Source organism: Viridibacillus sp. FSL R5-0888 (genome assembly GCF_038009105.1).
GTDB classification, from domain to species: domain Bacteria; phylum Bacillota; class Bacilli; order Bacillales_A; family Planococcaceae; genus Viridibacillus; species Viridibacillus arenosi.
On record NZ_JBBPAU010000001.1, the window covers coordinates 3,254,112 to 3,267,292 of the forward strand.

11 protein-coding genes are annotated in these 13,181 nt (G+C 37.5%); all 11 read right to left on the reverse strand.

The window, feature by feature from the left end; translation table 11 throughout:
• Nucleotides 1-163: 163 nt before the first annotated feature.
• Nucleotides 164-2,413: an FtsK/SpoIIIE family DNA translocase gene (locus MKY02_RS16315; protein ID WP_081730079.1), complete on the reverse strand. Its 2,250-nt coding sequence runs from the start codon at nt 2,411-2,413 to the stop codon at nt 164-166.
• Nucleotides 2,414-2,554: 141 nt separating this feature from the next.
• On the reverse strand, nt 2,555-4,222 hold the full coding sequence (locus MKY02_RS16320) for a ribonuclease J (RefSeq protein WP_038184264.1): 1,668 nt from the start codon (nt 4,220-4,222) through the stop codon (nt 2,555-2,557).
• 113 nt (nt 4,223-4,335) lie between these two features.
• Nucleotides 4,336-5,229, reverse strand: a complete 894-nt coding sequence (dapA, locus tag MKY02_RS16325) for a 4-hydroxy-tetrahydrodipicolinate synthase (RefSeq protein WP_076033999.1) — start codon at nt 5,227-5,229, stop codon at nt 4,336-4,338.
• Between the two features lie 13 nt (nt 5,230-5,242).
• On the reverse strand, nt 5,243-6,283 hold the full coding sequence (locus MKY02_RS16330; protein WP_076034000.1) for an aspartate-semialdehyde dehydrogenase: 1,041 nt from the start codon (nt 6,281-6,283) through the stop codon (nt 5,243-5,245).
• Nucleotides 6,284-6,361: 78 nt separating this feature from the next.
• Nucleotides 6,362-6,949, reverse strand: coding sequence for a dipicolinate synthase subunit B (locus MKY02_RS16335; RefSeq protein WP_038184255.1), 588 nt, complete (start codon nt 6,947-6,949; stop codon nt 6,362-6,364).
• Nucleotides 6,942-7,757: an NAD(P)-dependent oxidoreductase gene (locus tag MKY02_RS16340; protein WP_038184252.1), complete on the reverse strand. Its 816-nt coding sequence runs from the start codon at nt 7,755-7,757 to the stop codon at nt 6,942-6,944. The genes MKY02_RS16335 and MKY02_RS16340 overlap by 8 nt, the downstream gene beginning before the upstream one ends.
• Nucleotides 7,754-8,023 carry a YlmC/YmxH family sporulation protein gene (locus MKY02_RS16345; RefSeq protein ID WP_038184249.1) on the reverse strand — a complete coding sequence of 90 codons (270 nt, stop codon included), beginning with the start codon at nt 8,021-8,023 and terminating at the stop codon, nt 7,754-7,756. The genes MKY02_RS16340 and MKY02_RS16345 overlap by 4 nt, the downstream gene beginning before the upstream one ends.
• 103 nt (nt 8,024-8,126) lie before the next feature.
• Complete coding sequence (locus MKY02_RS16350) at nt 8,127-9,359, reverse strand: M16 family metallopeptidase (protein WP_038184246.1); 1,233 nt, start codon at nt 9,357-9,359, stop codon at nt 8,127-8,129.
• Nucleotides 9,360-9,506: 147 nt separating this feature from the next.
• Nucleotides 9,507-11,618 carry a polyribonucleotide nucleotidyltransferase gene (gene pnp / locus MKY02_RS16355; protein WP_038184243.1) on the reverse strand — a complete coding sequence of 704 codons (2,112 nt, stop codon included), beginning with the start codon at nt 11,616-11,618 and terminating at the stop codon, nt 9,507-9,509.
• Between the two features lie 182 nt (nt 11,619-11,800).
• Nucleotides 11,801-12,070: a 30S ribosomal protein S15 gene (gene rpsO, locus MKY02_RS16360; RefSeq protein ID WP_038184240.1), complete on the reverse strand. Its 270-nt coding sequence runs from the start codon at nt 12,068-12,070 to the stop codon at nt 11,801-11,803.
• A gap of 157 nt (nt 12,071-12,227) precedes the next feature.
• Complete coding sequence (ribF, locus tag MKY02_RS16365) at nt 12,228-13,175, reverse strand: riboflavin biosynthesis protein RibF (RefSeq protein ID WP_076065504.1); 948 nt, start codon at nt 13,173-13,175, stop codon at nt 12,228-12,230.
• Nucleotides 13,176-13,181 lie beyond the last annotated feature (6 nt).

Here is a 13,181-nt window from a genome sequence, read left to right on the forward strand (position 1 = left end):
AGAGATCAGACATCTGACGTAAAACATTCCTACTAATTCGTTACTATACCATTATTATTTAGGTAAATAAATAGGTTTTTTTAAAAACTGTGCTAAAACAGTTTTTTTTTTTTTCATCTGTAGTTATTTTAGTATTTTTTTGATAAAGAAAATTTTTCCATCATTATTTTCCGATAAGGACTTGACGTGGCTTGCTTTTTTCAGCAGGTCCTACAACTCCTCTTTCTTCCATCTGATCCATTATACGAGCCGCTCTAGCATACCCCACTTTTAACTTTCTTTGCAAATATGATACCGATGCCGTTTCTTGATCCATTACTAATTGTACTGCCTCTTCATACAAATCATCTGTGTCATCTAAGTTCTTTAAGTCATCCTCTTCTGTCGGTATCATCTCTTCTTGGTATTGTGCCTTTTGTTGACTAATAACAAAATCAACAACATCCTGTACTTCATTATCTGACAGAAAAGCCCCTTGGACTCGAACAGGTTTCGATTGTCCAGCTGGTAAAAATAGCATATCCCCTCTTCCGAGAAGACGTTCCGCTCCACCCATGTCTAAGATAGTACGAGAATCAATTGAAGAAGATACTGCAAAAGCAATTCGAGATGGAATATTTGCTTTTATGACACCCGTAATGACATCGACACTCGGTCTTTGGGTAGCGATAATTAAATGAATACCTGCCGCTCGTGCCATTTGGGCAAGTCTAGTAATGGAGTCTTCTACATCACTTGAGGCAACCATCATTAAATCCGCTAGTTCATCAACAATAACGACAATAAATGGTAATTTAGGATGCTTCTCATCATTTTCAGCATTAAACGCATCAACATGTCCATTGTAGCCTTCAATATTACGTGTTCCTGTATGTGAAAACAGGTCATAACGGCGCTCCATTTCAGATACAACTTTTTTCAAAGCTTGAGAAGCTTTACGTGCATCCGTAACAACTGGTGCTAACAGATGCGGAATGCCATTATAAACATTTAGCTCAACCATTTTCGGATCAATCATCATGAGTTTCACTTCATGAGGTTTTGCACGCATTAATATACTTACTATGATGCCATTAATACAAACACTCTTACCGCTACCTGTAGAACCAGCTACCAATAAATGTGGCATTTTATTTAACTGGGCCAACTTCGCTTCACCTGTAATATCTCTACCTAATCCAATTAGTAGTTTGGCATTTGGTTGATTATTTTCTTTTGCCTCTAACACTTCACGCAAACTAACAATTGCCACTTCTTTGTTTGGTACTTCGATACCGACAGCTGATTTACCCGGAATAGGTGCTTCGATACGTATATCTTCAGCTGCTAATGCTAATGCTAAATCGTCTTGCAAACCGACAATTTTGCTTACTTTAACCCCTTTATCTGGCAGTACTTCATACTCTGTAACAGCTGGCCCTAAATGGACTTCTGTCACAGTTGCTTTCACACCAAACGATTGAAAAGTTTGTTCAAGCTTTCGTGCATTTGCTTGAATCAATGTGAATTCTCCACTTTGATCAACATGTGGTGGTGCTTTTAATAAAGACATTGCCGGTAATTGGTAATTGACATTTTCAATAACCTCATCACCCGCCATTGGTTGAATCTCTATTTCTTCTTCTGGTTCTATATCCTGTGGTATTACTTCAGGTTCTACAATACGTTGTGTAAAAGCTGAAATAATAGGTTCCTTATGGACAGGAAGCTCTACTTCTGTGGCAGCTTCAAGATTTTCTTCAACTTGTTGCGGCGCTTCATCTTTTACAGATTTACGAGCGCGACGTGATGAAGCTTTTGGCGCCTCTTGACTTTGTGGAGTTCTTCTGGCTTGCTTCGCTCTTTTCGCTTGTGTACGACGTTCTCTCCATTTCGTTTGCCATTCAGGCGTCTTTTGCAATAAGTATGGAACTAATGCCTTACCAGTTAATAAAATCATCCCAATAAATAGCATTAACCAACTAGCAATAGACGCTCCTGCAGAGTCAAATAAAATAAAGAAACATGCAAATAATAAAGCGCCGACCATCCCACCACCAAGTGATTGACTACGTTCTTCTATACCACCGCTCGTTATGAGTATTCGCCATGTTTCTTTCAACACCGAATTACTTCCAATTCCATTTCCATTTAGTAATTGCTCAAACAGTGCAATATGACTAAATAAAGTTAGGCTCCCTAGTATAAATGCACAACCTAGAATTGTTCTGTTCTTCATATTCGGGATGGTTCTACGAATCATTAAAATAAGGGCACTAAGAATAAGCATGAATGATACAGCAATTGACCAATTACCAAATAAAAACAAAGCAGCTGTTTGAAAGAATCGTCCAACTAAGCCATATTCAAAGAATGTAATGATAGCAATCCCTACCAATAGGAGGCCAATGATTTCATACATAAGAGGATGCATCGTTAATTTTTGTTCTGGCTTTTTAGGTTTTGTCTCTTTTTTCTTTTTTGTAGCCAATTTTCTTACCTGCCTTTCTCTTTTAAAGGAAAAAAGGATTTCCCACCACAAATCGGCTAGGAAATCCTTTGTATCCGCTACGCATTAATATTCCATAATAATCGGGATGATCATTGGGCGGCGCTTCGTTTTTTGGAATAAGTAAGAATTTAGCGTGTCACGGATTTCTTGTTTAATGTTTGTCCATTCATACGTACCTTTATTCACATACTTTTCGACAACATTCTTTACTAGTGCTGCAGACTCTTCCATTAGTTCTTCTGACTCACGAACATATACGAATCCTCTAGATAAAATTTCTGGACCGGAAGCGATTTTCTTATGTTGACGGTCAATAGTAACAACAACGATAAAGATACCATCTTGACTTAATAATTTACGATCACGTAGAACGATGTTACCTACATCACCAACGCCAATACCATCTATTAAAACATTACCAGCAGTTACACGGCCACTCATACGCATTTTACCGTTTTTATATTCTACAATATCACCTTTATCAGCGATGAAAATTTGCGCTTTCGATAAACCTGTTTCTTGCGCAAGTTTAGAGTGCGCTATTAACATACGATATTCCCCTTGAATAGGAATAAAGTACTTTGGTTTCATAAGGTTAAGCATTAATTTAAGGTCTTCTTGCGAACCATGACCAGATACATGTACCTTTTTATCAGCAGACATTACTTTAGCGCCTGCTTTGGCTAGGCTATTCATTGTTTCAGCAATTTGTACTTCCATACCTGGAGAAGGTGTGAATGTAATTAATACAGTATCAGTAGGTTTAATACGAATATCACGGTGATGCTTACGAATGATTTTCTCAAGACCTTCTAAAGGCTCTCCTTGATTACCTGTTACAATTGCAACAATTTCATTTTCAGGGTAATCATTGATTTTACTTACTGGAATAATTCTTTCTGGATCAACAGAAAGATAGCCTAAACGCATACCTACTTCAAACACATTTTCTAGGCTACGTCCTACAACAGCAATTTTACGATTTGATGCTGCCGCTTGGTCAAATACTTGTTGAATACGGATGAAGTTTGATGCATAAAGTGCTACAAGGATTCTTCCTTCTGCACGATGGAATGTTTTCGATAATCTTTCACGGATAATTGATTCTGAGATTGTATATCCTGGGCGTTCTGCTTCTGTTGAATCAGACATTAAGATGAATACACCCTCTTCACCAAGACCAGCCATTTTAGCGATATCGGGCTTGTACTTTCCTTGTGCTGATTGGTCAAATTTAAATTCGCCAGTGTGTACGATTGCACCTTCAGATGTATGGAACGCAACGCCAAGTGAATCTGGAATACTGTGCGTTGTATGGAAAAATGTCACATACGTCGTTTGGAAATTCATACGACTTTTGCTTGTCACTTCAAAGAACTTCACTTGTTGTGGAGCGGGCAATTCTTTTAAATGTTCTTTTGCTAAAGCAATTGTAAGTTTTGAACCATAAACTGGTGCATTGACTTTTTGTAATAAGTACGCAATTGAGCCAATTGCATCTTCATGACCATGTGTCAAGAAGATTCCTTTTACTCTTGTTTTGTTTTCTTCTAAATATGAAATGTCTGGAATAACAAAATCAATTCCTAGCATCTCATCCTCTGGGAACATTAATCCACTATCGACTACAAATAGCTCGTCATCAATTTCAACGACATACATTGCTTTGCCGATTTCACTAACCCCACCTAGAGGTATTACTCGTATTACTTCATTTTTTGTTTTAACCACTTGTTTTCCTCCTAAAAATAATCCCGAACAGCATCCACTTGTTTTTATTATATCGGTAGTAGACCGTTTTCACAAACAAAAAAAGAATGGGTTTTATCACCCATTCCATTTTTTTATTGGAACTGTTTTTGTTTCGCTAAATAATGTTCCCAAACTATATCAAAATGTGCTTTTTCTTGTTCAGTCAATTCCACTAATGGCAACCTAACCGTTTCAGATGAAATATTCAATTTACTAAGAGCATATTTAACGGCAGTAGGATTCGGAGTTGCAAACAAGGCACGAATTAAAGGTAGTAATGCTTGATGTATAAACGCTGCGTCTCCATGGCGCCCCTCTTTAAAAGCTTTGATCATTTTCTGCATATCTTCGCCAACAACATGTGCTGCTACAGAAATGATACCTGAACCTCCAACTGCTAAAAGTGGTAAAGTTAAACCATCATCACCCGAGTATACTTTGAATCCCTTAGGTGCACCAGATAGAATTTCTGTCATTTGATCAAGACTACCACTTGCTTCTTTCACAATATGGATGTTTGGTATTTTACTTAATTCTAGGATCGTTTCAGGTAATAGATTTACTATTGAACGTCCTGGTATATTGTAAAGCATAATCGGTAACGTTGTTTCTTTAGCAATTGCGGCAAAGTGTGCATACATACCACGTTGGCTAGGCTTATTATAATATGGTGTCACCAGCATAACGCCATCAACACCTGCTTCTTCAGCTTCTTTTGTCGCTCGAATCGATTCAGCCGTATTATTACTTCCTGTACCAGCAATTACTGGCACTCGTTTACGTACAGTTTCGACAACAAATTGGATAAGATGCATTTTCTCTTCGTGTGTTAATGTTGGTGATTCGCCAGTTGTACCACAAACAACAATTGAATCAGTACCTGTTGCGATTAGATGTTCTACTACCTTTGCCACCATTTCATAATGGATAGAGCCATCTTCGTGAAATGGAGTAATCAACGCTGTTGCTACATTCCCTATGTTCATACGTGACGCCCCCTTAGATTATACCTTCATCAATCAAAGCTTCTGCGATTTGGATAGAATTAAGTGCCGCACCCTTTAATAGGTTGTCAGCAACAATCCATAAATGGAAGCCATTATCCTTCGCTAAATCTTTGCGAATACGGCCTACAAATACTTCATCTTCGCCTTCTGCATAGATTGGCATTGGATAACCTTGCGCTGTAATATCGTCAACTAGTTTGATGCCAGAAGCATTTTCAAGCACCTTCTTTACATCTTCTACTGACACATTATCTTTTTCTACTTCAATATAAACAGATTCAGAGTGTCCTGATACAACTGGAACACGAACACAAGTTGCTGCGACTGGAAGCTCTGGCATATGCATAATTTTCTTCGTTTCATTTATCATTTTCATCTCTTCATATGTGAAGCCATTTTCAGTGAAGACATCAATTTGAGGAATAACATTTCTAGCAATTGGATAATGTTTTTTATCGCTTTTAACTGGTAATACATTCGCTTCCACGTCTTTACCTTTTTCCCACTCACCACTTTGTATTTTAAGCTCTTCAATGGCATTTATACCTGAACCAGATACTGCTTGATATGTAGATACGATTACATTTGATAAGCCAAATGCTTTTTTTATTGGTTCTAATGCTGCGACCATTTGAATTGTTGAACAGTTTGGATTAGCAATAATCCCTTTGTGTTTAGCTAAATCACCAGGGTTTACTTCAGGTACAACAAGCGGTACTTCTGGATCCATTCGAAAAGCGCTTGTGTTATCAATTGCAACAGCACCACGTCTTGCAGCTTCTGGTGCTAACACTTTTGATACAGCACCACCTGCACTGAATAGCGCAATATCTACACCTTCAAATGCTTCAGGTGTTGCTTCCTCAATCGTGTATGACTGACCATTAAATGTAATATCTTTTCCAGCAGATTTTTTGGAAGCTAGTAATTTAATCTTACCAATCGGAAACTTACGCTTAGCAAGCTGCTCCATCATTTTCGTCCCTACTGCTCCTGTAGCTCCTACGACAGCTACTGTATATTGCTTAGTCATCATACATCTCTCCTCAACTCATCATTGATATTGGCGCTATTGTATCATAATTTTTCATAATTGTGTATAAAAATTAAATTATTTAGTATATTGAATCAATAATGGTTGTAATTGTTTCTTTTCTAACGCATTTTTAATCGTTTCATTTATTTTTGTAAAATCAGAAATTAACGAATTTGGCTTTTTATATGGATCATCTTGGCCAAATGGTATAAAGAAAATGTTCTTTGTATTTAAAAGTTTCATGAGATTCATACCATTTAATCCTAAGGCATCATTGGTAGAAACACCGATGACAACTGGACTGCCGTTACGTAGTGTCGCCTTTGCTGCCATTAAAACTGGCGATTCCGTTGCAGCATTTGCAAATTTACTTAATGAGTTCCCAGTCATCGGTGCAATCACCATACAATCTAGGGGATTTCTCGGTCCAAGCGGCTCTGCCTCAGCCATTGTCTTAATCACTTCATGACCTGCAACTTCCTCTATTTTTGCAATCCACTCTTCTCCTGTACCAAATCTGGTTGCTGCATGCAATACTGAGTGAGTAATAATGGGCACAACTGTCGCGCCTTCATCTTTAAGAAATTTGATTTTCGGTACAACTTCTTCATACGTACAATGTGATGCAGTTATGCCAAAGCCGATGCGCTTTCCATCAAGCATGATGTTCCTCCTTATACTTTGCATTATGCAGTTCTATCGTTTGAATTAGTAAATCTGCAGCATCTATGGGGAAAAATTTCCCGGGCAATGCTGGTAATTGAATATAGTCAAAATCGGGTTGTTCTTCAAACGCCAGACATCCTGGAGCTGATGCTAAATCAAACACTGTAGTAGATGATTGTAACTTCTCACTAAAGGCTACTGTAAGCCATTTTACGGGAATTGTGTTAATGACGTAATCTGATTTACCTTCCAATGCCTCAGGTGCCAAAACAGAAGCTTTATAGCCAAAAGCTTCCGCCTCATATATTTGAGTTGCAGAGCGTGCCATAACATGAATTGAAGCACCTAGGTCTCTACATAATGCAGCAGTCATCTTTGCAACTCTTCCAAATCCTGTAATTATTAGGTGTTGCCCATTCATTGATCTTTGTTCATGATCGTAGAATGATCTGAGCATACCTTCAGCGGTGAGCTTTGCATTTTGCCATATAAATTGTTCATCTTCTAGGTAGTTAACAGTTTGTGAAGTAGACAACTGTTGTTTAAAGTCTGGTGTCGTTCTTCCAACAAACAACTTTGCATTCTCTGCCACACTTAGAAAACTATTCATATCTGCTGACCATTTAGGTGGGTGAATAGGTAAAACAATGCGATTCGGTTGAAGCTTTTTGCTCAACATTACGAGCTCTTCATTCCACTCATCTGTATATTTGTACACAACAGTTCGATGAGGCTTTGAAAGTTGTACGGCAAGCTTTTTAAAACGTGCGTCCGTTCCTATGAGTAGCCATCTTTCATCCGTCATTCTGTTAACCCCGAATTCATTGGCTTTACTTGATTAAATAGAATTCGATCTTCTCCGATGAGAACTATTTCATCCCACGGGATATATTCCTGCATTTTCGGTGATTTTGCTTTAAATGGAATTCGATGCCCTTTATGAATCATTTCAAAACCAAAAATTTGACCTGTTTTTGGGTCAAGTAAACACTCTGTCTCAGCCAAAATACCAAAACGTATACCATCATTCATTTGAATTAATTCTTTCTCAGCTAACTCTGATAAGAGCATGCTTCCCCTCCTTTTCGCATGTATATTATGTATATGCTTTTTCCTGGTTTTTAGTGATTTTTTGCATCAAAGGAAAAAAGATCAAAAGAAAAAGCTAAGGGCATTAGTTGCTTCCCTTAGCTGGTGTAATGATGGAGCTTGCAAATGGTTGTTTTAAATGGTCTTCAATAATTTGATTTACTGATTGTACCGTTACTTGTTGTAATTCAGCTAGTGCTTTTTCAATCGTGCGATCATAACCAAATACAAGTTCATTTTTAGCATTGCGACTCATAAAATCATATGCTGTTTCTAATCCGAGTAGCAGATTACTTTCAAGTTGTTCTTTAGCAAATAATAATTCTTTTTCAGTAATACCTTCTAGGCATATCGTGTCGATAGAACGAGTAATTGTTTGCTGCAACAAAGGTAGTTGATGTGGTGAAGTTCCAGCATAAATCACAAATGCACCAGCATCTTGATACGCAGAATAATAGGAGTAGACGGAATAAGCAAGTGCTTTTTCCTCTCTTACTTCTTGAAATAAACGAGAAGACATAGAATCTCCCAGTACACTATTTAATACAACTAAGCTTAATAGATTAGGTGCTTGCATACTTAACCCCGGATAGCCTAATGCCAAATGTGACTGTTCTACTTGACTCGTCTTTTCGATTTTCGCTGGAACAAATGTTGGTGAAGTAAAAATTGTAGGCTTATATGATGTTGTTGTTGGGAATTGATTGAATAATTTCTCAATCGTTTGAATTAACTTTGGTGTCAAATGACCCGCAATTGAAATTACTACTTGTTCGGGACGATAATGCTTGTGCATATATGCCAGAAGATTTTCACGATTAAACGTTTGTAAAGTTTCTGTTGTTCCTAGTATAGGCGAACCTAATGCACTATTTGGGAACATTGCCTGCCATAACCTTTCATCTACATCATCATCAGGTGCATCTTCAGTCATTGCAATTTCTTCTAATATCACTTGTCTTTCCTTTTCAATATCATCAGGACTAAATTTGGAATGAAAGAACATATCAGACAGCATTTCAATTGCTTTTTCTGCATGATGATCAAGAACAACTGCATAGTAACATGTATTTTCTTTTGATGTGAAGGCATTTAGTTGCCCACCAATACGATCAAATTCTTCAGCTATTTCTTTTGCAGAACGTTTAGCTGTTCCTTTAAATAACATATGCTCAATGAAATGTGTCATTCCATTTTCATGCGGTTGTTCATATCGTGATCCAACATTTACCCAAATACCCATTGCTACTGAACGTACATGCGGTATATCTTCCGCAACGATGCGTACTCCATTAGCACAAATATGTTTTGTAACCAAATAGTTTCCTCCTTATAATACAAGCAAAAGAGGTCGCCGTTTTGCTGTAAACGGACGACCTCAATAATTTAAACATTATGATGTTTAGTAACTTAAGTTGTACGCGAGGAGTATCGACTTGTAATACCCTATATCGTAAACCTCAGTTTACTTTTGCTCTTCGCGTTCTTTTTCTTCTTTTAATACTACTTTACGAGAAAGGTTTACGCGACCTTGGTTGTCGATTTCGATGACTTTTACAAGTAGTTCATCTTCTAGTTTTAGAACATCTTCTACGGCTTTAGTGCGCTCTTCTTGAATTTCAGAAATGTGTAGTAAACCGTCTTTACCTGGGAAGATTTGAACAAATGCACCGAATTTTTCGATACGTTTTACTTTACCCATGTAATATTCGCCTACAACTGCTTCACGTACGATATTTTCAATGATTTCTTTTGCACGTGCGTTCATTGCTTCATCAACAGAAGAGATGTAAATTGTACCGTCTTGTTCAGTATCAATTTTCACGCCAGTTTCTTCGATGATTTTATTGATTTGTTTACCGCCAGGTCCGATAACATCACGAATTTTATCTGGGTTAATTTTAACCATGATAATTTTCGGAGCATATTTAGAAAGATGATCACGTCTTTCTGGCATAGTTGCAAGCATAGACTCTAGTATATGCATACGACCAATTTTCGCTTGAGTTAAAGCTTCTTCTAAAATTTGATTTGATAATCCATCAATTTTAATATCCATTTGAAGTGCAGTAACACCTTTTGCAGTACCCGCTACTTTGAAGTCCATATCACCCAGGTGATCTTCCATTCCTTGAATATCAGTTAAGATTGAATAATGTTCATCTTTTTTAATAAGACCCATTGCAATACCTGCAACTGGTGCTTTAAGAGGAACACCTGCATCCATCATCGCTAAAGTTGAAGCACAAATACTTGCTTGTGAAGTAGATCCATTAGATTCTAATACTTCTGATACGCAACGGATTGTGTAAGGGAAGTCTTTTTCGTTTGGAATAACTGCTTCTAAAGCACGTTCACCTAACGCACCATGGCCGATTTCACGACGGCCTGGTCCACGAATAGGTCCAGTTTCTCCTACTGAGAATTGAGGGAAGTTATAATGATGCATAAAGCGTTTAGACTCTTCAACACCTAAACCATCGATAATTTGAACATCACCTAGTGCTCCTAAAGTACAAACTGAAAGTGCTTGAGTTTGTCCACGTGTAAACAAGCCAGATCCATGTGCTCTTGGAAGTAAACTTACTTCTGAAGATAATGGACGAATTTCATCTAATTTACGACCATCAGGACGAATTTTATCTTCTGTGATTAAACGGCGAACTTCTTCTTTCACCATTTTATCTAGAATTTCGCCAACTTGTTTTAAAGTTGCTTCATCCGCTTCAGCTTCTTCGTATTTTGCAACAACTTCAGCTTTTACAGCATTAATTGCTTCTTCACGAGCATGCTTTTCATAAGTTTGGATAGCAGCAACCATTTTAGTTCCGAATTCCGCATTGATTTCAGCGTATAATTCTTCATTTATTCCGTGTAATATTACTTCCATTTTTTCTTTGCCGACTTCAGCAGCAATTGTTTCTTGGAAAGCAATTATTTTTTTGATTTCTTCATGTCCAAACATAATAGCTTCTAACATTTTTTCTTCAGGAACTTCTAAAGCACCTGCTTCAACCATGTTAATCGCATCTTTTGTACCAGCAACAATTAAATTAATTGTTGAATTTTCCCATTGTGCAACTGTTGGGTTTACGATGAATTCACCGTCAACAAGCCCAACTTGGACACCTGCGATTGGTCCGTCAAATGGAATATCAGAAACCATCAAAGCAAGTGATGATCCGAGCATAGCTGCCATTTCTGAAGGGCAATCTTGATCTGCTGACATAACCATAGAGATTACTTGTACTTCATTACGGAAGCCATCAGGGAATAATGGACGGATTGGACGGTCGATTAAGCGAGATGTTAATACCGCTTTTTCAGAAGGACGTCCTTCACGTTTGATAAACCCACCAGGGATCTTACCAACTGCATATAATTTTTCTTCATAGTTAACTGTTAATGGGAAGAAGTCTAATGGTTTTGGGTGTTTTGAAGCAGTTGCATTTGATAGTACAACCGTTTCTCCATAACGTACTAATACCGACCCATTAGCTTGCTTTGCGAGCTGACCTACTTCGATTTGTAAAGGTCGTCCGGCCCATTCATAGGTATAAACCTTTTTTTCGTTCATTTATTTGAACTCCTCTCTCAAAGAAAACATCTATTCATGTATTTATGTAGTACTATTAGTTTATCAAAAAAGGGAGGCTTATGCGAAACATTTCAATTCTTTATATTCAAATTGTCGTAGGAGGTTAGTTTATTGAAGCATAAAGAAAAAGCGGGACAAGCCCGCTTTCACAAAATTGCATGTTATCGACGTAAGCCGAGTTTAGTAATGATTTCACGGTAGCGTGGTACGTCATTTTCACGTAAATATTTTAATAAGTTACGACGACGTCCAACCATTTTGAATAAACCGCGACGAGAATGGTGGTCTTTTTTATGAGTACGTAAGTGCTCATTTAAGTTGTTAATCTCTTCCGTAAGGATAGCGATTTGAACTTCTGGTGAACCAGTATCACTTTCGTGTACACGGAATTCAGAAATGATTTCGTTTTTGCGTTCTTGTGTTAGTGCCATCCTATTCACCTCCTAAATTGAAATATCCCCAAATGCTGAGCAAACGTTGGTGATTCGAAAGCCAAGCAATGGTTCAGTGGTTGCAAATGAAATACTTCATTTAGAGCAACTCACTTATGAAATAGTAACATAAGCGCCTAATAGAATCAACTATTATCTAACGTTCACGTAAATATTTCATTGCAGTTGCCTTATCTATTTCGATTTGTCTTTTCAGCGCGTCGATTCCATCAAACTTTTGTTCTGATCTTAAATGCTTATACCAATCTATTTGTACTTCTTCAGCATAAATATTTTTGTTGAAGTCCATAATATGTACTTCTATTGATAAACTTTTTTCATCTGGGTTTTTGAATGTTGGTTTATATCCCACGTTACAAACACCATCGAACCATTCATTTTGTACTCGCATTCTTACAGCATAAACACCATTAGCCGGTATGAACGTACCTTCATGCGCTTGAATATTCGCAGTTGGAAAACCAATCTGACGTCCTCGTTTATCACCATGTACGACAATCCCTGGAATTTGGTATGGTCTTCCTAGAAGAATATGAACAGCTTCCATTTCACCCACTTGTAACAACTTACGAATTCTAGTCGAGCTAATTTTCTCGTCTTCCTGAACTTGCTTATTAATTATAGTAACATCGAAGTCTTCATTGCTGAGTGACTTCATTTCTTCCATCGTTCCTTTTCCAAATGCACCAAATGTAAAATCGAAGCCTGCTGTCACATGTTTTACATTTAATTTACGAATAAATACATCTACAAATTTACTAGGACTAAGCTTAGCGAAATCCGAAGTGAAGCGTACGACGAATACCGTATCAACTCCCATACTTTCAAGGATATCTAGCTTTTGCTTTATTGGTGTAATATAAAAAACTTGTTCTTTACTTTGGCCTAATACAATCGAAGGGTGAGGATCAAACGTCATAACAGCCGTTTTCAAGTTTTTCTCGTGTGCTTGCTTTTTCGCATGCTCAATCACCGCTTGATGACCTCGATGTACTCCATCAAAAAAGCCGATTGCAAGCGAATAGGGTCCTTCAATATCTGGATGACTAATTTGGTGAGGGTACATTAATTGAATAACTTTCATCATAAA